At 40.2% G+C, this 20,474-nt stretch carries 15 protein-coding genes; 6 read left to right on the top strand and 9 right to left on the bottom strand.

Going from position 1 to position 20,474, the window contains the following annotated elements; genetic code table 11:
* The first annotated feature begins 316 nt into the window (after positions 1-316).
* Positions 317-1,195, top strand: a complete 879-nt coding sequence (locus JWR87_RS01255) for an SMP-30/gluconolactonase/LRE family protein (RefSeq protein WP_297814738.1) — start codon at positions 317-319, stop codon at positions 1,193-1,195.
* A gap of 217 nt (positions 1,196-1,412) precedes the next feature.
* On the opposite strand, the gene JWR87_RS01250 is transcribed toward JWR87_RS01255, so the two are convergent.
* The 3 genes from JWR87_RS01250 to JWR87_RS01240 are packed head-to-tail and all read right to left on the bottom strand — an operon-like array spanning position 1,413 to position 4,707.
* Positions 1,413-2,762 carry a Gfo/Idh/MocA family oxidoreductase gene (locus JWR87_RS01250; RefSeq protein ID WP_297814737.1) on the bottom strand — a complete coding sequence of 450 codons (1,350 nt, stop codon included), beginning with the start codon at positions 2,760-2,762 and terminating at the stop codon, positions 1,413-1,415.
* Between the two features lie 24 nt (positions 2,763-2,786).
* Positions 2,787-3,746: a formylglycine-generating enzyme family protein gene (locus JWR87_RS01245; RefSeq protein ID WP_297814736.1), complete on the bottom strand. Its 960-nt coding sequence runs from the start codon at positions 3,744-3,746 to the stop codon at positions 2,787-2,789.
* A gap of 40 nt (positions 3,747-3,786) precedes the next feature.
* Positions 3,787-4,707, bottom strand: coding sequence for an FAD:protein FMN transferase (locus JWR87_RS01240; protein WP_297814735.1), 921 nt, complete (start codon positions 4,705-4,707; stop codon positions 3,787-3,789).
* Positions 4,708-4,858: 151 nt separating this feature from the next.
* Between JWR87_RS01240 and JWR87_RS01235 the strand changes: the two genes are divergently transcribed.
* On the top strand, positions 4,859-5,794 hold the full coding sequence (locus JWR87_RS01235; protein ID WP_297814734.1) for a TIM barrel protein: 936 nt from the start codon (positions 4,859-4,861) through the stop codon (positions 5,792-5,794).
* Between the two features lie 118 nt (positions 5,795-5,912).
* On the opposite strand, the gene JWR87_RS01230 is transcribed toward JWR87_RS01235, so the two are convergent.
* Positions 5,913-6,386 (bottom strand): Dps family protein, encoded by a 474-nt coding sequence (locus tag JWR87_RS01230; RefSeq protein WP_297814733.1) that lies wholly within the window; start codon positions 6,384-6,386, stop codon positions 5,913-5,915.
* A gap of 748 nt (positions 6,387-7,134) precedes the next feature.
* Here JWR87_RS01230 and rbsK point away from each other — a divergent pair.
* From rbsK to JWR87_RS01215, 3 genes are all read left to right on the top strand, one after another.
* Complete coding sequence (gene rbsK / locus JWR87_RS01225) at positions 7,135-8,085, top strand: ribokinase (RefSeq protein ID WP_297814732.1); 951 nt, start codon at positions 7,135-7,137, stop codon at positions 8,083-8,085.
* A gap of 173 nt (positions 8,086-8,258) precedes the next feature.
* Positions 8,259-9,812, top strand: coding sequence for an ADP-ribosylglycohydrolase family protein (locus tag JWR87_RS01220; protein WP_297814731.1), 1,554 nt, complete (start codon positions 8,259-8,261; stop codon positions 9,810-9,812).
* A 51-nt stretch (positions 9,813-9,863) separates the two neighbouring features.
* Positions 9,864-10,871 carry a GRP family sugar transporter gene (locus tag JWR87_RS01215; protein WP_297814730.1) on the top strand — a complete coding sequence of 336 codons (1,008 nt, stop codon included), beginning with the start codon at positions 9,864-9,866 and terminating at the stop codon, positions 10,869-10,871.
* Between the two features lie 112 nt (positions 10,872-10,983).
* On the opposite strand, the gene JWR87_RS01210 is transcribed toward JWR87_RS01215, so the two are convergent.
* Both JWR87_RS01210 and lnt read right to left on the bottom strand, forming a co-directional pair.
* The gene (locus tag JWR87_RS01210) at positions 10,984-12,174 is read right to left on the bottom strand and encodes a transglutaminase domain-containing protein (RefSeq protein WP_297814729.1); all 1,191 of its coding nucleotides are present in this window, start codon (positions 12,172-12,174) and stop codon (positions 10,984-10,986) included.
* A gap of 464 nt (positions 12,175-12,638) precedes the next feature.
* Positions 12,639-14,216 carry an apolipoprotein N-acyltransferase gene (gene lnt, locus JWR87_RS01205; RefSeq protein ID WP_297814728.1) on the bottom strand — a complete coding sequence of 526 codons (1,578 nt, stop codon included), beginning with the start codon at positions 14,214-14,216 and terminating at the stop codon, positions 12,639-12,641.
* 208 nt (positions 14,217-14,424) lie between these two features.
* Between lnt and guaB the strand changes: the two genes are divergently transcribed.
* The gene (gene guaB, locus JWR87_RS01200; protein ID WP_297814727.1) at positions 14,425-15,924 is read left to right on the top strand and encodes an IMP dehydrogenase; all 1,500 of its coding nucleotides are present in this window, start codon (positions 14,425-14,427) and stop codon (positions 15,922-15,924) included.
* A 98-nt stretch (positions 15,925-16,022) separates the two neighbouring features.
* Here guaB and dprA read toward each other — a convergent pair whose 3' ends face one another.
* From dprA to JWR87_RS01185, 3 genes are all read right to left on the bottom strand, one after another.
* Positions 16,023-17,120 (bottom strand): DNA-processing protein DprA, encoded by a 1,098-nt coding sequence (gene dprA, locus JWR87_RS01195; protein WP_297814726.1) that lies wholly within the window; start codon positions 17,118-17,120, stop codon positions 16,023-16,025.
* Positions 17,121-17,610: 490 nt separating this feature from the next.
* Positions 17,611-19,524: an OmpA family protein gene (locus JWR87_RS01190; RefSeq protein ID WP_297814725.1), complete on the bottom strand. Its 1,914-nt coding sequence runs from the start codon at positions 19,522-19,524 to the stop codon at positions 17,611-17,613.
* Between the two features lie 132 nt (positions 19,525-19,656).
* Positions 19,657-20,280: a 7-carboxy-7-deazaguanine synthase QueE gene (locus JWR87_RS01185; protein WP_297814724.1), complete on the bottom strand. Its 624-nt coding sequence runs from the start codon at positions 20,278-20,280 to the stop codon at positions 19,657-19,659.
* Positions 20,281-20,474 lie beyond the last annotated feature (194 nt).

Genomic DNA, 20,474 nt, shown 5'->3' with positions numbered 1-20,474 from the left:
ATGTAAAACGTGAGTACCGCCAGGGTTGGACCCTGGGAGGAGTATAAATTCTGAGTCACGAAAAATAAAAGTCTTACAGGTGCATGTTAACATCGCCTGTAAGATTTTTTTAATTAAAACAGTACTCTCAGTCTTTTTGTTTCAAGCAGTTGTCTTTCAATCGACATTGTTGTGTCACTCACTTGTACATTTTTTTTTACCCGACCCCAAAAACACCTGAAAATTATCGTCCTGCATTTGAATTTTTTTTTCACAATTAATCAGGAGATTATAGAACATAAAACATTTTGGCTTAGCATTAAAATGGCATTAATAAATGGATAGTATACATATTGAAACAGTTGTTAATCATCAATGTATTTTGGGCGAAGGTCCGGTGTGGGACCAAAAGCGTAATCGGATTTTATGGCTCGATATATCCGAAGGACATATTCACCAGTTCACCGCTGCAACCAATAGTTTCAAAACTTTTTCAGTCGGCGAAATGGTAGGTGCTATTGCTCTTAGCGGCCAAAGATTGATCGCAGTTACAGAAAACGGTTTCTCATTTATTGATTTGGAAAATGAAGCAATAGAAAATATAATCGATCCTGAACAACACATTGCTGGTAATCGCTTCAACGACGGAAAGTGTGACCCGATGGGAAGGTTTTGGGCAGGAACGCTTCCATTAACAGAAGATCACCCTGGAGGTTCGGTCTATACATTGCACTCCGATCTGACTGTTGATAAAAAGATTGAGAACGTAAGCATATCCAATGGCATGGCTTGGAGCCTTGATCAAAGAACGTTTTACTTCATTGATTCGCCCACCTTACAAGTGGTAGCTTACAATTATGATAACAATACCGGAGCAATTTCTGACAGAAGAGTTGTTATAAATATGGATGTAAGTGAAGGCTTTCCTGATGGGATGACTATTGATACCGAGGGAATGTTGTGGATTGCACATTGGGGTGGATGGAAGGTGGCTCGTTGGGACCCTAACACTGGTAAGAGAATTTTGCAAATAGATTTGCCTGTTTCGCAAGTAACCTCCTGCACTTTTGGAGGTGAGAACTTTGACGATCTTTATATTACTTCCGCAAGCATTCGTCTTACCAACGAGCAGCTTCAAAAAGAGCCTCTTGCTGGATCTTTATTTGTAATAAGAGATTGTGGGTTTAGAGGAATGCCTGCATTTGAGTTCGAATAAAAGTAGACTAAAGAACTTAAATAAGCGGTATCTGAGAGTTGTGTAGTAGTAGAATGGTATGCCGTACAAGTGTGCGACGCAACCTAAGCTCAATAGAGTAATGTTGCCTGGGCAATAAAACAACACTTATTTTAAGGAAAGTAGCATTAATATTAAATACAAAAGGTGAAACTGCATGTTTCACCTTTTGTATTTAATATTAAAATGTAATTAGCTACTAAGCATACGTTGTCTTTCCGGGAATGGCAACGGTATAATAACCATCTTCATTTGGAACTACGGGCGGAGGTGCATCAAAAGAATACACTTTTGGATGGATGTCGAGACCTGAATTAATTGCTTTGTCCCACTGAACCACCTGACCGCTATAAGTAGCCATACGACCCAAGATAGAAGTCATGGTGCTTCTTGCTCCATTTTCTGCATCCGCAAATTTGTATTCGCCTTTTGCTATAGCAGCAAATAATTCATCGTGCTCTGCCTGGTAAGGCTGATTTTCAGTCTTCTTGTCAAATTGGTACAGCACTTTTCCCTTGTGGTCTACGATATTAGCTGCACCACATTGAATTTTACCTTTCGTACCTATTAGCAGTTCATCTACCTTACTCATAGTACCGGGTATGTGGCGGCATTGACTGTTTAAAACAGAACCGTCAGCATAAGTAAACTCAACATAGTGATGATCAAAGATTTCACCATGATCTTTTCCCTTTCTAACTTGTCTTCCACCCATACCTTGGGCACTTACGGGGTAGCTTTCTTTAAACCAATTGATGACATCAAGGTTGTGAATATGCTGCTCATTGATATGATCGCCACAAAGCCAGTTAAAATAGTACCAGTTGCGCATTTGGTATTCCATTTCGGTCTGACCTGGTTTGCGTGGACGAACCCAAACACCGTCATTATTCCACCAGGCTTGTGCAGACGAAATGTCTCCGATCTGATCTTTTCTTTTAAATAATTCCCTATAAGAGTTTTGGTAGTGCCGCTGAAGACCTACTACCACGTTTAATTTTCTTTGCTTTGCAAGTGCAGCAGTTGCCAATACCTTTTGAATGCCGGCGGGATCTGTAGCTACCGGCTTCTCCATGAACACGTGTTTATTTTGCTTAATCGCTTCTTCGAAATGTATGGGTCTAAAGCCTGGAGGAGTTGCCAGAATGACAACATCAGCCAGGGGAATAGCTTTCATATAAGCATCAAAACCAAAAAATCTTCTTTCAGCAGGTACGTCTACTTTGCTTTTTACATTTTTCGGCGCTCTTGAAGAGGTTGAAGTACTTTCTTTGGTAAGAGATGCATAGCACTTTTCTACGTTATCCTGAAAAGCATCGGCCATAGCCACCAACTTCACGTTTTGGGTAGTTGATAAAGCTTGCATAGCTGCACCTGTGCCGCGGCCACCGCAACCAATTAAGACAACTTTAATAGCATCGTCAGCGCCGGAGAAATAGTTTGCTTTTGATAGTAACGGTGCGGCAATAAGGCCGCCGGCAAGTAAAGAGGTTTGTCGCACAAATTCCCTGCGGCTGTTGGCAAACTTCTTCAGGTAATCGTTAGTCATTTGAATAGATTTATAGATGAAAATTTAGATACCAAGATACAATTTAAAAAAATCGTCAGCCTCTTTCGTTGTTGGTTGTTTCACAGGCCGTACAATTCTGAAACCAACTGACGGTGCATCTGTAAACCACCATTTACTTTGAGGAATTTGCGGGTCTCTCTTGTTCCATTCAGGGTCTGATGCAATGCGTGCGGCGCTTCTTAATAACTTTGCGTTACTGTCGTATCCACCACCTTTTACAACTTTCGGGTACATCTCGCTATTATGATTTACCGGATCAGTAGCATTATCTGCTAGTTTTTGAAACGATTTCTCATCGTAGTGATCTAGGGTCCATTCAGAAACATTTCCAACGATATCGTACAATCCCCACGGGTTAGGTTTCTTTTGACCTGTTTTATGATACTTCCCTTCACTGTTAGTCTCAAACCAGCCGTAATCACCTAACTGCGATGCATCGTTACCAAAAAAATAAGTTGTATTGGTTCCAGCTTTACAAGCGTATTCCCATTCGGCCTCGGTTGGTAACCGGTAAAAAATCCCGGTCTTTTTATATAACCATTTACAGTACATCAAGGCAGCAAATTGCGACATACTGTTAAAAGGAAAACCGCCTTCTTTTCCCATACCCCAGGTTAAATCAATATATTGCTGACTTGGCCTTGTTATAGCATCTACATCATCGTTTTGGCTTAATGTTTCATCTTTATAAAATACATCAAATTCATCACGGGTAACTTCATTTGCACCCATCCAAAACGCAGAAACATTTACTTTTTTCTGTGGTCCCTCGTCTGCACCACGACCGTTTTCACTGCTATTACTTCCAATCATAAAGCTGCCCGCAGGAATAGCGACGAATTTTGTAACCAAAGCTGATCCCGGAAGGGGTTGGTCATAGGGCTTAAAATCCTGATTAATATTTTGGGCAGAGGAAAAAAAATAAAAACATTCAGCCAGAACAAATAGAGCAATCTTATTCACACAGAAAAGTTTAAAAAAACCGAATGAAGTTGAAAATTAATCAATTTCCCGTATTTAAATTATAAAAATAACTAAACTTTTTTGTGCTCGACTGAACAATTACTCCATTTTTTAACTCTGCTATCAATACTTCAGCGCGTAATTTCTTAGCGAGACGTTTTGCTTTTTTTATTGGCATAATACTACAAGCTGTTGCTAACCAATCAGCAGTAGTTGCGTCGTTTGCGATAACTGTTACGTTCTTCATGCTGGTAATACCGTAGCCTGACTTAGGATCAATAATATGTGAAAATTTTTTTCCTTCATGTTCTATGAACTGGTACATATCGCCCGAGGTTGAAACAGAACGGTTGCTAAGCACTAGTTTGTTTATTTGTAATTCTTCGCTTTCAGGTAGGTTTACTCCAATTGTCCAACCTCTCTTTAAGGGCGGGGCCTCTCCTGCTGCAATGTCTCCGCTCACATTAATTAAGGCCTTACGAATGTTGTTGCTGTATAATCTTTCCAGTACCTTTTGCGCAATGTATCCTTGTGCAATCCCTCCAAGATCAAGCTGCATGTCTTTTGCAGTAAGTTTGATTGAGTTTGTTACGGTATCTATTTTTACTTTATCGAAACCAACACTTTTCATTTTTGCAGCTATAGCTGATGCTTCAGGAAATTGCTTTTCTTTTCTTGCCTTTCGCCACAATCTTATTACCGGTCCCATTGTAATATCAAATGCTCCTTTGGTTAAGATGTAAGCTTTTTCAGACTCTTTTATAATATCAATCAAAGCGGGCGATACTGGTACAAACCTTCCTGAGCCTGAACTTAGACTCAATTGGTTTAACTCGCTGCTTTCTATATAGTCGCTGTATATATTGATAAAAGAATCTGCAAGCTTGAAGCATTGATTTGCTATAAGGTTCGAAGCGGATGAGTCACTATGAAAGAAGATGATGCTGAAGGGCGAAGCCATTTTTTCTCTGGTGAAGGAAAATCTTTTCTCCTGTGCTTGGGCACGCGAACTAGTAAATTGAATGAGTGCTATTAATAAAAATAAAAACTGCTTCAATATTGTTTTTCTTTAGAGTTTAAAACTAAATTTATTTTCTTAAACTAAAATTCTTATGCAACGACGACGATTTCTTGGCCAATCAATATTAACAGCAGGAGCCTCTTTGTTTACAGCCGCAAATGTTTTTGCCGGAAAAGAAGGCAGCAATTTTAATAGTAATACAGTTGCTGATAAGCCATTTAACCTGAATTATGGATTTCATGATGGCATGTTTAAGAATGCAGCAGGACCCGATTTCATTGACCAGATAAAATATGGCTACGATATGGGTTTTCGGTCAATTGAAGATAATGGATTGCCTGGGAGAACACCTGAAATGCAAAAGAAGATTGGAGATACTTTGGCAAAGCTAGGTATGCAAATGGGCGTATTCGTGTTGAATAAAGGTGGTAATGGAGCCAATACGCTGGCAGCAGGAAAACCGGAAAATGTTGAAATATTTTTAAAAGGTTGCCGTGATGCGGTAGAAGTTGCAAAAAGAGTTAATGGCAAACTTACAACCGTTGTACCAGGTGATTTTGAAAGAAACCTAACAATGGGTATACAAACCGGTAATGTGATTGAGGCTTTAAAGAGAGGTGCAGAAATTCTTGAGAAGGAAAATATTATAATGGTGCTGGAGCCGTTAAGTGATACACCGAACCTTTTCTTAAGATTTTCTGATCAGACATACATGATCTGCAAAGGTGTCGGAAGCCCTTCGTGCAAAGTTCTTTTTGATATGTATCATATGCAAAAAAATGAAGGCAACATTATAAACAATATGGATAAAGCATGGAGCGAGATTGCGTACCTGCAAGTGGGGGATAATCCCGGCCGTAAAGAACCAACCACGGGGGAGATGAATTATAAAAATATATTTAAGCACATCCACGCAAAAGGTTACCGCGGCGTGTTGGGTATGGAGCATGGAAACTCTCAGCCAGGTAAAGAAGGCGAGGCGAAACTAATAGCAGCTTATAGGGAAAGTGATAATTTTTTAAGCTAGTTACCGGGTAACTATAATAAGTTTTTCGCTACAAATAAAGGGATGTTGAAAAAGCTAAAGCTGCTTTTTACATCCCTTCTTATTTATAGCAGATTAATTCCTACTTACTGTTACTGCATTATTTTAAAAAAGCAGAAAACATCCACACCAATTTTTCTTGCTGCCGGATGTAGTCACTTACCAAAGCACTGGTTCCTTCGTCGTTTGCACCCTGCGAAATTTGTAGCAACTCTCTCTCATTCGACAACAACGTTTGCAGTCCTGAAAGGACGTGTTGCAACGCGGTTTTGCCTTCAGAAACATTCATCACTTCGGCAATTGAAGAGGTACTTACATACTCAGTAAAAGAATGTATGGGCGTATGTCCCAGCGTTAAAATACGCTCTGCGATTTCGTCTATTTTTATAAGTGCATCCGTGTATATTTCTTCAAACTTGGCGTGTAGTTCAAAAAATTTCTCTCCTGCTATGTTCCAATGAAAACCTCTTGCATTAATGTAGAAGAGCTGGTAGTTTGCGAGCAGGATATTTAATTTGTCAGCAAGGTCTTTTGCTTTTAAAGGATGCAGTCCTATTTGATTAGTTTGTACCATAATATCTTATTTTATTCTTTAGTAAGTCTTTGTATTAATATGAGAATAAAATAAAAAACCGTTCCATAAGGTAATTGTTCTTTGTGGTTCCGTAATTCTGCAGATGCGTAATTATGAAGGGTACTCTTTCCGTCTGGAGTTGGTTTAGCCGGGAAAATTTTCATTTGAGATTATAGCGTTTTTTCAACTATTTCTCGTGCATGTGTACATAGATGTCACGTGGAGCAAGTCCTTCCTTTCCGAAACCTATGTATACATCATTTGCGGCAGAGAAATTTCAATTATTACTTTCTCATTTTTTACAATTTGCTTTACGGGCACTTTTGCTAACCTTCCATACATTTCCTCCTTCCCATATTACTGTTTATCCAACCTCTGTTTTTTCACTTGCTTTGGTGAACTAAAAATTGGTTGTTATTGCCGGGTCAGTTAACGCTTGAAAAACCATTTCGGCTGGTTTTCTTATAAGCATTTGTGTTTCGATAATCGGCGAATTAGGGATAGACGTTTTTATTTTAGTTGTAAGAATCCTTCTTAAAAAAACTGCTCACTTTTAAATATACCATCTACTCAGATTTAGGTGAAATGTACAAGGGTGCGACGCAACAATGATTGTATGAAAAACAGAAGCTGGACCAGAAATATCAGTTACGTCTTGTAGTGCCGCGCTGTGGTCTTTTACTTAATGATTGCTGTTTGCCAATATTTCATTATCATTAGAATTAATTTCAATTACTAACGATTTATAATGAAGCCATCTATTGTTGTTGTAGGCAGTACGAATACTGATATGGTGATTAAGGCCAATCATCTTCCTGCACCCGGAGAAACCATTTTAGGAGGTGACTTTTTTTTGAACCCTGGCGGGAAGGGAGCCAACCAGGCAGTAGCCGCTCAACGCCTTGGAGGAAATGTAACTTTTATTGCTAAAACCGGGGATGATGTTTTTGGTAAGCAGTCATTGCAATTGTTTAAAAACGAGGGTATCAACACTCACCTAATGGTTGTTGATCCTGTAAATCCATCGGGAGTTGCTTTGATTACGCTTGATAAAAAGGCTGAAAATACAATTGTAGTTGCTTCGGGCGCCAATGCCACTTTAAGTCCGGCTGATTTGAAAAATGCTTCTAACGAAATCTCTGTTGCTGCTGCAATTATTATGCAATTGGAAATACCTCTTGAAACGGTAGCGTGGGTTGCAGATTTGGCAAAATCTCATAATGTTCCGGTAATCCTAAACCCTGCACCTGCCTGCGAATTGCCAGCGGCTTTATTTGAGAAGATTTCAATAATAACTCCAAACGAAAAAGAAGCAGAAATGCTTTCAGGAATCGCGATAACTGACCTGGTCTCTGCAACGCAGGCAGCACATCGCATTATGGCGAGAGGGGTGGAAACAGTGATTATTACTCTAGGAGCAAAAGGGGCTTTTATTTGTACAAGCAAGATAGAAGAATTAGTAAGTGCGCCGGTAGTTGAGGCGATAGATACGACGGCAGCGGGTGATGTATTTTGCGGGGCACTTGCAGTAGCGTTATCAGAAAACCAATCGTTGCAGGAAGCAACAGCTTTTGCCTGTCATGCCGCAGCATTATCTGTAACAAAATTAGGTGCACAGGCATCAGCACCATCGCGGGAGGAGGTGGCGGCATTTCAGGGTTTGCAGCATAAAGGTCTCGCTGCTTTAGAAGCCGTTTAGTTTACCGGCTTTTCTTAATATTCACCGCTCAATTTTCAATAATCAATTTTCAATTTTCAATAATCAATGCTCAATATTTAAACCCTTTTCTTTCATCAGAAATTGAAATGGTAAGTTTGATTATTGAACATTTCAATTTTTAAGTTAATAACCCTACATCACCCCCTTAACATATGAAAAGATTTCTTACCTGCCTTTACCTGTTTGTTCTTTCTGCTTCTCTTAATGCTCAACAAGTAACTTTTACGAAACAACAGTTGCATGATAAAATTAAAGGAGGCTGGGCCGGGCAGACGATCGGGGTAACTTTCGGCGGGCCGTACGAGTTCCGTTTCCAGGGAACTTTTATCGGGGACTACCAGCCGTTGCTTTGGTATAACGGCTACCTGAAAAAGACGATGTTGGAAGGGCCGGGCTTATACGACGACTTGTATATGGATTTGACTTTTGTAGACGTCTTTGAAAAATATGGGCTCGACGCTCCGCTTGATTCGTTTGCCAGTGCTTATGCTAAAGCCGGGTATATGCTGTGGCATGCAAACCAGGCCGGTCGTTACAACATTTTAAAAGGCACAAAAGCACCCCTTTCGGGCCATTGGAAAAATAATCCTCACGCTGATTGTATCGACTACCAGATTGAAGCTGACTTCGCCGGTTTGATGAGTCCTGGTATGCCCAATACGGCATCCAAAATCAGTGATAAAATTGGTCATATTATGAACTATGGCGACGGATGGTATGGAGGTGTTTATATAGGTGCTATGTATGCTTTGGCTTTTACTTCAAACAATATCCCATCCATTGTAAAAGAAGGATTGAAAACTATCCCGCGGCAAAGTGAGTTTTACCAATGTATTAATGATGTGATACAATGGCACCAGAAATATCCTGATGACTGGAAACAAACGTGGCTGGAAGTGCAGCGAAAATGGGCTGATGATATTGGTTGCCCCGATGGTGTTTTTCTGCCTTTTAACATTGATGCAAAAGTGAACGCAGCTTACGTTGCCATAGGTCTTTTATACGGTGGTGGCGATTTTACCAAAACGCTGGATATATCCACGCGATGCGGCCAGGATGCAGATTGCAATCCTTCAAGCGCAGGTGGAATATTAGGGACCATTTTAGGGTATGATAAAATTCCTCCCTATTGGAAACAAGGTTTAAAGGAAGCCGAGGGTATCGATTTTAAATATACCACCATGTCTTTAAACACTGTTTATGACATAGGATTAAAGCATGCAATGGCAAACATTGAAAAGAACGGGGGGGAAATTAACGGCAACCAAATCACCATAAAACAGCAACAACCGTTGCCGGTACAATATGAAAAAAGTTTTGATGGAGTATATCCGGTTAATAAAATTGCCGTTAACTGGTCAACAAATAAGGATGAAGTTACATTCGATTTTGATGGAACAGGGTTTGTTCTAAGAGGGAATGCACAGGGCGATAATGCCAACTATATTTTTAATACCGAATTGTATATTGACGATAAAAAGACCGAGACAATACAATTGCCGGTCAGCTTTACTACCCGCCGTCATGAACTTGCCTGGAATTATCAACTGCCAAAAGGCAAGCATTCCGTTCGTCTTAAAATTTTAAATCCCTCATCCACACAAAAGATTAATGCAGGAGAAGTTATTGTTTATTCTGATCAACCGGTAAACGGATTAAAGGAAATGGAAAAGGCTGCAAAATCGTTTAATGCAAAACCGCTTTAGTAAAAAAGAAACCACGCACCTGCCATAATTCCTCACGCCGAAACCACGCTTATGTTTATCGTTGATAGTTATTTTACCGCTATTGTCTTTTGCTTTATTACCATGCTTTGCTGGGGCTCCTGGGCCAATACACAAAAGCTCGCGGGCAAAAGCTGGAGGTTCGAATTATTTTATTGGGACTATGTCATCGGTATAGTATTGTTTTCAATTCTTTCAGCCCTTACACTTGGCAGCAATGGCAGCGAAGGCCGCAGTTTTCTTGCTGATTTATCACAGTCAGATTCCTCCAATATCATTAGTGCACTTATTGGCGGCATCGTCTTTAATGCTGCCAATATTTTGTTGTCAGCAGCCATTGCTATTGCGGGTATGGCGGTTGCTTTTCCGGTTGGTATTGGCCTTGCTTTAATACTGGGGGTAATTGTCAATTATGTTGGTGCCGAAAAAGGAAATCCGTATGTTTTGTTTTTAGGTGTGGTGTTTGTTCTGGCGGCGATTATTGTAAATGCACTGGCATATAAAAAAACAAACCAGGCGGCGCAAAAAGTTTCATCAAAGGGCTTGCTTTTGTCGTTAGCGGCCGGACTGCTTATGTCATTTTTCTATCGCTTTATTGCGGCTGCAATGGACCTCGAAAATTTTCAGCAACCTGCAGCGGGCAAAATGACTCCTTACACCGCCGTATTTGTTTTTTCTATCGGCATCCTCTTAAGCAATTTTATTTTCAATACAATCCTCATGAAAAAACCTTTCGAGGGAACCCCTGTTAGTTATGCCGATTATTTTAAGGGAAAGCTGTCGGTACACATGGTAGGCATTCTTGGCGGACTGATTTGGGGGTTGGGCAATTCCTTAAACCTTATTGCAGCAGGCAAAGCAGGTCCAGCTATTTCTTATGGGCTAGGCCAGGGCGCAACAATGATAGCAGCGCTGTGGGGTGTCTTTATCTGGAAAGAATTTAAAAATGCTCCAAAAGGCATAGACCGACTAATTACAGCAATGTTTCTGTTTTTTGTAGTAGGCTTAAGTCTTATTATTTACGCGGGAACAAGTGAGTAGGCAATCATCTTTTTAAAGACTTTTTTTGTAACAAACACAATAACATCTATCAGCATCGTTGTGTCACTCACTTTTACTTTTTCAGCTTTATTCGGCAGATACTGCATCTTATTTAGTTCACCGGTATTCCAAACCAGGTGTATTTATAGAACATTGATTTCCGTGCTAACTTTCCTTTGCTAAAATATAATTTCAGCCATTCCTGCTGTTCTTTTACATGAATTATGACGTCATCAATTGATTTATTAAGTTGAGCTATCAGTAATGTTGTATTTGCATCGGGTTCTTTTATCTTACTTAAATTTGTTTTAGCCTTACTAAGTGTCAACCAAGTTGTATCAATCATACTTTCAATTTCCGCATCAGTCTTCTTAGAACTAAACCGCGTGTTTCTATATTGTATAAATACGTTAAAGTGATTTATTCCTTCATTATAATGTTGCACTGCGGCGTTATACAAACCCGTGCTTTGCGTCTGCTTGTAATTTTCAATCTCCAGTTTCAGATGTTGTAAGCGGTCAAAAATCAAAGAATTTTTTATACCATTTTGTTGAACACGGAATGAAGAAGCGATCAATTGTTCAATATGATTTTGCTTTTCATAAGTTTGAATAGAGGCAACAAAATCAAAAACCGGTTTTGTTTTATTTTGTTCGGTTTTACCCTCGTAGAACTCCTGGTTGGTAACGGGGTAGTTAAGAAATTGCCATAGATAGTCAAAAGGCATGTGGGACTTAATTAGAGACGATGGCAAAGCTTTAAAATAACTATTATTGATCTTCTTGAAAAACTTTCCATTGTTCACATAACCCGAACCCCACGTCGGATCAAACATCAACCAAGAGTTGTCTACCAACGCAGCGCACCAAGCATGCGGAATATAATCGGCAAATCCGTTTTGTTTCGTATATCCTTCTATAACAAATGATTTTATACCTGCTTTTGCACAGATGTCATTGAAAAGCGCCGCATAATTCTCACAGATGCCTTTCCTGGTTCTTAATGACCTGGCAATTTTTTCTGCCTTTTGTTCATAAAAATTTATTGCAAACATGTTTTCAATATCATATTCAATATGGGTAGCTACCCATATAAATATTGCTCTTGCTCTTTCAGCGTCTTTGCCAAAATTTGAAGTGATGTATGTTGCAATACCTTCTGTCGTTTTAGTCAGCGAGTCTGGAATTTGTAGCACTTTATTGTCAATTGCCGCATATTCGTTAACTGCTTTTGGCGCAACCTTTTGCGCAAATAAAATTTGGGATAGTAATGAAAATCCTATGATCAGTTTTATTTGTTTCATTGGTAAGTATCTATTAATGGCTGAAGGATTTAAGGTAGTTAGCTATTTTGTATTAGGTAGAAATGCTATTTCTAACCATCTTATAAGTTCGCTATCGATAAACGTCTGGTTGTCTAAATTAGTTTGTTTAGACTGATTTTTAGTAAGACGAAGGGCTAAGCATAAATGCCATTGTAATTTATCTTGTGTCTATAACAGCACTTCCCTATCACAATGACTAAGCCCATCTTTTAATGCTAATTCTAAAGGGGGTAGCTTTTTCGAAGTGCTAGTTAACCAATTATTCAACTGTCATGTCGTTCGTTAATATTCGCTCACCAATAACAGTTCTTGCATAAAAGACATCAGCCTGTTTGGTGCCAGGCAAAGGCGAAGGAATCTCAAACAGGCAAAGCAGTTTCCGGAGCGGGTGGAGTTACTTTGCAAAAAAAGGTCAGCGGCTTGAGCTAACCTGGCAAAAACAATTACACCTTATTTCCAATAAACCTTTTCTTCAAAATCATTATAAAATGATAAGCCAGCAACACTATGGTTGCAAATAGGGCAAGACCAAAAATCAAAGCTCCGTTCCGAACAAAAAATGTTTCGCCCTCAACAGCTGGAATTGCAAATTTGATAGCCGCCGCTGTATCCCACGGCCTTGTTTCAAGAATATCTCCATTGTTGTCAATAACTGCCGAGATGCCTGTATTTGCACTACGGGCAATCCATTTCCTCGTCTCAACAGCTCTTATTTTTGCGTAGTCAAGATGTTGTTTGTGGCCGGGAGTATTTGCCCACCACCCATCATTTGTCATTATGGTAAGTAGGTTGGCACCTTTTTGTACATAATTGGTTATGTATTCGCCATAAATGCTTTCGTAACAAATAATAGGTGCGGTGATGTAGGGGTTGCCTTTTACCTTAAAAGCCACTGCTTCTTTATCGTGGCCATATCCTCCGGCAGTTCCACCAAATTTTTCAAAGATCGGTCCAAGCCATAGCAGGAAGTCAGGTAAGGTTTCCACACCTGGCACCAACTTGCTCTTATTGTAAAACGCTACAGGTTCCCCAGCTTTTATTACAACTGCAGCGTTGAATGCATCGTAATAAATACCCTCCAATTCATTTTTTCTTGCGGTTTTTGTTGCTTTTTCAGTCCCGTAATTTTTACGGGTCTCAATACCTGTCTGCAAGGTGATATCAGGATGTCTATTCACGAAATCAAATACAGGTTGATATTGCACACTTTGCTGGAATTGGTCCTGCCATACAGGAACCGGCAAAGCAGTTTCCGGCCAAAGCACCAGCCTCGTATTTACGTCTATATTTTTTTCAGACAGATTGATTAGTTTTTGAATTTGGCCTTCCGTTGATGCTACATCAAACTTCTCGCTATATGGATCTATGTTGGGCTGCACAATAATTACATTGGTTGTTGCGCTTACTTCTGCCTTATTGGGATGGACTAAAAAGGATAAGAAAACAGGAAATATCAAAACTGAGATTGCGGCTGCTATTGTCGGGATCCTGGAAGTTTTAGAACTGTTTGCCACAGAAAACAACATTATGTTCGCTAATAAAACCCATAAGCTTCCTCCGCTCACTCCTGTAAATTCGTACCATTGTATCCAATCTGTATGCTTTGCAAATACATTTCCTAACGTTAACCACGGCCAGCTCAATTGCCAGCTAAGGTGAACATATTCGAAGGTGAGCCACAATGCAACAAGGCTAAAAAGACCAATTCGGTTTCCATACTTTGTTTTAAAAGTATGAAAGCCCCACAAGGGAATAGCCATTAAAAAGCTATTTGCAATGATGGCCCCAACAGCTCCGGGAGCCGTAGAATTCCATATCCACCACGTGGTTCCGGCATTCCAGATAAACATGCTCAGCAATGCAAAGAGAAAAAAGCGAATTCTATTCTCTTCCTTATTAGCTAATACTAACAACGGAACCCAGGCAATAAAAATCAAGGGAGAGAACCCGGCATCTGGCCAGGCACAAACCAGCAACAGGCCTGATAAAAGACTTAATAATAGAGGTGAAATTTTTTTCAAAAAAAGGATAATGTTTATGGGCCGGCAAGTTCGTCAAAAAAGGGATAAGAACAGGTTAAAGATGGGGAAGGCTGTAGGCTGTAACGTGTAAGGTAGGGAAGGTGGTTAGCAAAACGTTCTCACGCCCTATGCCCTACACCTTACACCCCACACCTTGACAAAGCAACTTTTATTTGTCTCGTATAATGTCCCGACTCTATCTTTGCACATGGCAACAAATCCCACTACTCATAGTAACGACGTTATTCTTTCGAGATTTTTTGGTGAAGGTCTCACCTTCGATGATGTTTTACTTGTTCCTGCTTTTAGCCAGGTTTTACCTCGTGATGTAGATATTACCAGTCAGCTTACTAAAACCATTCAATTAAAAATTCCAATGCTTTCGGCCGCTATGGATACGGTGACAGAAGCGAGGCTTGCTATTGCCCTGGCAAGAGAAGGTGGCATCGGGATACTGCATAAAAACATGAGTATCGAGCAGCAGGCCGAGCAAGTACGAAAGGTTAAGAGAAGTGAAAGTGCGATGATCATTGACCCTGTTACTCTGACTGCTGACGCTACTATTGGGGATGCATTGAGACTAATGCGGGAGAACAAGATTGGTGGAATTCCTATTGTTGATGGCTCGAATACTTTAGTTGGAATACTCACCAACCGCGATCTGCGATTTGAGAATAACAACCAGCGAAAGGTGAGTGAACTGATGACAAAGGAAAACCTGGTGGTGGCCCCTGAAGGAACAGATCTTAAGAAAGCCGAAATGATTCTTCGCCAACATAAGGTAGAAAAATTGCCTGTGGTTGATAACGATGGAAGATTAGTTGGGCTCATCACATATCGCGACATTTTACAACTTCGAAATTTTCCAAATGCCGGAAAAGATACTTATGGAAGATTGATGGTTGGCGCTGCACTAGGAATTACAAGAGATATGCTTGATCGCGCCTCAGCCTTACAGCACTTGTCGGTTGATATAGTAACACTTGATAGTGCCCATGGACATAGCAAAGGTGTCATCGACGCATTAAAAGATCTAAAGAAGAACTTTAAAGATTTACAGGTGATAGCCGGGAACGTTGGAACTGCCGAAGGAGCCATTGCACTTGCTGAAGCTGGAGCTGACGCGGTAAAAGTTGGTATAGGGCCCGGATCTATTTGCACCACCCGCATTGTTGCAGGTATCGGTGTGCCTCAGCTTACTGCAATTATGGAGGCTGCGTATGCACTTAAGGGAACCGGTGTTTCATTGATTGCAGATGGTGGAATCAGATTTACCGGTGATATGGTTAAAGCCCTTGCGGCAGGAGCAAACGCAGTAATGATGGGAAGCATCTTTGCCGGAACGGAAGAAAGCCCGGGTGAAACGATTATATACGAGGGAAGACAGTTTAAAGAATATCGTGGAATGGGATCTCTGGGTGCAATGGTAGATGGAAGCGGAGACCGCTATTTCCAGGATGTGGAAGCAGATATTAAGAAATACGTTCCTGAAGGTATCGAAGGCCGGATTGCCTATAAAGGCCGGGTGAACGAAGTTGTCTACCAATTTGCAGGTGGGCTGCGAGCTGGTATGGGATATTGTGGAGCGCAAACAATTGAAGAATTGCAGCAAGCCCGTTTTGTAAGAATTTCAAATGCAGGAATGCGCGAAAGCCACGTGCATGATGTGGTAATTACAAAGGAAGCACCGAATTATAGCAGGGGATAGGATGGGATGACAACGGATGGTGGACAGTTGTTAGATGACAGTGCGTGGATTACTTTCCAACCGTACTTTCAGCAAGCTGGAAATGTTAGATTAATAGTTTACAAAAGCTTATACATCTTCCCCGGCATTGATGCGAGTACGTTTTGGAATTCGAGGTTGAGCATAGAAGCTGCAACAGTGCTACTTGTTAGCCCACTTTTCAGGTAAATCTCATCTATATGAATCGTTTCTTTTTGTTTTAGAATGTCCACCAAAATTTGTTCGTCACTGGTTAGTGAAATAAACAATTCTTTTTGTTCTCGTCGTTTTGCTTTCTTCACACTCCAGCCCAGTGTTTCTATTAGCTGCTGACTATCCTCGAGCAAAACTGCCTTGTTGTTTTTAATGAGATAATTACAGCCGGCACTTTTAGAATCTGTTATCTTACCAGGAAATGCAAAAACATCTCTGTTGTAACCGTTAGCTAATTCAGCGGTTATCATACTTCCTCCCTTAGAAGCTGTTTCTATTACGATGGTTGCGTCTGCCATTCCTGCAACAATTCGGTTTCGACGAGGGAAGTTGTGTTTGTCGGGTTTTGTTTCTTTTCTAAACTCAGTTAATAAACCCCCATTTAGTAACATTTGCTTCGCAAGTCCTGTGTGTTGAGAGGGGTAAATTGTATCGAGACCGTGAGCCAAAACACCAACTGTAGTGAGATTATTCTGTATTGCCGATTTGTGTGCAACTGCATCGATTCCATAGGCGAGGCCACTAACAATTAATACCTGCTGATTTTGTAATTCGTTTACCAGTTGTTCTGTTATCTGCCTGCCATAGTCGGTATGATTTCTTGTGCCAATGATATTAATGATTCTCGAAGTATTTAAATCAGCATTTCCCCGGTAGTACAACAGGGTAGGCGAGTCGTAGCAATTCAATAACCTTTGAGGATACTTTTTATCATTAATAAAAAGTGTTTCGATCTTATACTTTTCAATAAATTCTATCTCATTTTCTGCCCCTGTAAAGTCTGTGAATGCCTTAATGCTGGCTGCTTTAATACTACCAATACCTTCGAGGTTTTCAAGCTCTTTTTTTGATGCTTTAAAAATGTTTTCGGGGTCACCAAAATGTTCTAAAAGTATTTTGGCCTGCACTGGTCCTATATTAGGAACCATGGTAAGAGCAATCTGAAATAGCAGGTTATCAGGCATGAGGTGCAAACAGGGAGTTCAACAATAAAGCTAACCTGCGGATACCACTATAAAAAGAAATCCCAGGCTTTTCTTTTTGGTTTTACGTTATGTTATACGCGCCTAAGATTAGAGAAGTAATGATAATCTGAAGTATTGCAGGTAGCAGGTTTAATATTATAATAAAGGCAAGTGGCACCTATATAGGCATCATTGATACCAATGTAAAGGCTTCATAGAGCTTTTCTTTGCGGGTTTGTGTCGTCTTGTTGCTCTTAGTCCCTGCCATGCGAAACTCTGGTTGATTTTTTTTACTAAAAGATGAGATGTAAAGCCGATACGATTAAAATTTTATAAGGCCATTAGAGTGTACAAAAACGGTACATAAAGTACAAGAGTGCGACGCAACAAAAGATTAATAGTAGTAATACTGCCTGGTACAAAAAAAAGAGGAAAACCATCTACCTGATTTTCCTCTTAATCGTTTAAATCATACACATCCAGATTCTCGTTATTGCCCGATAATCACAAATTCTGTTCGCCTGTTTTGGGCGCGTCCCGCTTCGTTTGTGTTGTCTGCAATAGGTTTGGTTTCTCCAAAACCTTTATAAGTCAACCGGGTTAAATTTATTCCTTTACCTACTAAATAATCTACCACCGATTTTGCTCGGTTTGCGGACAATTTAAGGTTATCGGCAGGTTTACCAACGTTGTCTGTATAGCCATTTATTTGAACTCTTAGCGTTGGGTTCTCGGTTAACAGTTGTAATAGACGGTCTATTTCAATCAGGCTTATTGGTTGTAGTTCTGCAGATTTCGACTCGAATAAAATATTTTTTAAAATAAGTGAAGCGTTTACTTCGAGAGGTTGAAGTGGGATGTCTTTCTTATAGGTGCTGTCTGGCTGATTTTTACTTAGGGGATATAGCTGGCTGTAGAACAAATAACCTTTCCTGTTAACGGTAAAGGTGTAATCCTTTCCTACCGGCAAAGTAATAAAGTATTCACCTGTTTCATCGGTTTGCACATTCATCACTAGTTTCTGTGTTAGGTTGTCTACCAACTCAACGGCACTCGGCAAACCCTTCTTTGTTTTGATGTCATACACCTTACCCTGCACGTATAATGTTCTTGCAGGACGTACATTGGGCCGTAGTTCAAAAGTATAAATGTCAAGGCCACCGCGACTGTCGCTTCTGTCGCTTGCATAGAAAGCAGTTTTACCATCTGCGGCTACAAACAGGCTTCCTTCGTCTTCAATTGTATTTATAGGAAACCCCAGGTTTTCGGGCAAACTCCATTGATTGTTTGGTCCTTTTCGGCACATAAAAATGTCGTTTCCACCATATCCCTGAAGCCCGTCGGAAGTGAAATATAAAGTGGCGTTGTCGGCATGAATAAAAGGTGCCTGCTCTTTGCCAGCGGTATTGATACTAGCACCCATATTAACGGCAGGAGACCAGCGGCCGTTTGGCTGACGATAACTTACATACAAGTCGGTATTGCCATATCCACCGGGTCGGTTACTGCTAAAGTATAGCGCTCTTTTGTCGGGGCTTAAGCTGGGGGCACTTTCCCAGCTTTCGGTGTTGATATTTCTGCCAAGATTTTCAGGCTCACTCCAGCCGGTGGGTGTATAATATGAGATGTACAAGTCGAAATCGCCGTAGCCCCCCCGGAAGTTGTAGCCAGCAAAAATCAGCCACTCTCCATCCTGCGAAATATTGATTGCTCCTTTGGAAGGTTCAAGATTTATGTCGCCATTTATTAGTCTTGATTTTGCATATTTTCTACTTCCCAATATTGTGCTTTCAAAAAAGTCTTCTCTAAATCCTGCACCTCTTCGGGTAAATACGAACATGCTGTCGTTGATGGTGATAGATGGATAGTACTCACTTTTATCCGAGTTAACGCTATCGCCGAGATTGACAGGAGCGAAAACATAATTGGTAGCAGGATATGTATTTGTGTATTGCACACCAAACTCGTAGCTGCGCTTACGATATTCTCCGCTTTTTCTGCTGCGGTCGCTTAATTCTGCAATACTAAGAAATTGATTAATTGCAGCTAAGGCATCACTAAAACGGCCAAGACCGGCCAGATTTATAGAATAAGGAAGGTAAAAAAAACGAAAGTAGTTTGTATCTATCGCACGGCCTTTTTCGAATTGTTCAACAGCGGTTTTGTAATCTTTCATCTCGCCGTACACACTGGCTAAAGAAAGTATTGCATCAGCATATTTTGGTTCTGTTTCAATTGCTTTTTTTAACCCGGGAATAGCTTCTTTTAACTGACCATCCTGCACTTTTAAAAGCGCCCTTTCATACAAATCAATAGCCTTTTTATTAACCTTGTCGGCATTGTAGGTCTGAGCAATAGATGGAGCAGAAATGCCAATAAAAATTAAAAATAAAATGTTCTTCATAGTTGCAAATCGAATAGAAATGAAGGTCGCAAAAGTTTGTTTAGAGAGGTTGTTAAATTCTAAAGTGACTAAAGGAGTATTCGGCTAAAACGAAAAAATTAAGGAGAAATTATTGACAGATTATTTTACAATCTAAGGCACATGTATGTACTTATGTATTTGAAGACTTAATTCCCAACGCGGATTCTCTTTTATGTAGTCAATTATAAAGGGTGTCATAATAGATGCTCTTTCCCACTCTGGCTGCAGGTATAATTTACAATCAACACTTACTTCTGCCGCGTGCTTTTCAGCCCACGCAAAGTCGTTTTTATTGTAAATAATCACCTTCAGTTCATTTGCGTGGCGGAGAGCTTCTTCAGTTGGCGGTCTGAATTTTTTCGGCGATACACAGATCCAGTTCCAGTTGCCGGAAAGAGGGAACGAGCCAGACGTTTCGATATTAGTTTCGAAACCTTCACGTTGAAGTCTATAGGTAAGTTCGTCGAGGTTGTGCATTAAAGGTTCACCTCCTGTAATTACAGCAAGCCTGCCCGGTTCTTTACTTGCCATCCGTACAATTTCGGCTATTTCAATTTTTGGATGTTTATCTACATCCCAGCTTTCTTTTACATCGCACCAGAAGCAGCCGACATTACAACCGGCAAGCCGAATAAAATAAGCGGCTCGCCCCTGGTGAAATCCTTCTCCCTGGATCGTATAAAAAGCTTCCATAACCGGAAGTTTGGTGATGACAGATGTCTGAGCAAAATCCATCGTGCAAAAGTAAACATTTGCCTTTAAGTGAAAGATGTTAGCAAAAACATGTGGGATTGTTTGCCTTTATTTTAACGGTTTCGAGAAAAATGGAGACTATTACGTCAAAGCTCAATTATAGGTTTGTTCGCTGCTATTTCGATCGTCTGCCGGATTAAAAACATTGGTTTGAATGTTTTTAATAAGATAAAACC

It is taken from the genome of Segetibacter sp. (genome assembly GCF_025963695.1).
Lineage (GTDB): Bacteria > Bacteroidota > Bacteroidia > Chitinophagales > Chitinophagaceae > Segetibacter.
Note: the sequence above shows the minus strand (reverse complement) of the source record. Positions and strands in the feature narration are given on the sequence as shown.

Excerpts from the sequence above, each read along its gene's own strand:
- JWR87_RS01255 (WP_297814738.1), top strand. The coding sequence starts at position 317 with ATGGATAGTATACATATTGAAACAGTTGTTAATCATCAATGTATTTTG.
- JWR87_RS01250 (WP_297814737.1), bottom strand. The coding sequence starts at position 2,762 with ATGACTAACGATTACCTGAAGAAGTTTGCCAACAGCCGCAGGGAATTT.
- JWR87_RS01240 (WP_297814735.1), bottom strand. The coding sequence starts at position 4,707 with ATGGCTTCGCCCTTCAGCATCATCTTCTTTCATAGTGACTCATCCGCT.
- JWR87_RS01235 (WP_297814734.1), top strand. The coding sequence starts at position 4,859 with ATGCAACGACGACGATTTCTTGGCCAATCAATATTAACAGCAGGAGCC.
- JWR87_RS01230 (WP_297814733.1), bottom strand. The coding sequence starts at position 6,386 with ATGGTACAAACTAATCAAATAGGACTGCATCCTTTAAAAGCAAAAGAC.
- rbsK (WP_297814732.1), top strand. The coding sequence starts at position 7,135 with ATGAAGCCATCTATTGTTGTTGTAGGCAGTACGAATACTGATATGGTG.
- JWR87_RS01220 (WP_297814731.1), top strand. The coding sequence starts at position 8,259 with ATGAAAAGATTTCTTACCTGCCTTTACCTGTTTGTTCTTTCTGCTTCT.
- JWR87_RS01215 (WP_297814730.1), top strand. The coding sequence starts at position 9,864 with ATGTTTATCGTTGATAGTTATTTTACCGCTATTGTCTTTTGCTTTATT.
- JWR87_RS01210 (WP_297814729.1), bottom strand. The coding sequence starts at position 12,174 with ATGAAACAAATAAAACTGATCATAGGATTTTCATTACTATCCCAAATT.
- guaB (WP_297814727.1), top strand. The coding sequence starts at position 14,425 with ATGGCAACAAATCCCACTACTCATAGTAACGACGTTATTCTTTCGAGA.
- dprA (WP_297814726.1), bottom strand. The coding sequence starts at position 17,120 with ATGCCTGATAACCTGCTATTTCAGATTGCTCTTACCATGGTTCCTAAT.
- JWR87_RS01190 (WP_297814725.1), bottom strand. The coding sequence starts at position 19,524 with ATGAAGAACATTTTATTTTTAATTTTTATTGGCATTTCTGCTCCATCT.
- JWR87_RS01185 (WP_297814724.1), bottom strand. The coding sequence starts at position 20,280 with ATGGATTTTGCTCAGACATCTGTCATCACCAAACTTCCGGTTATGGAA.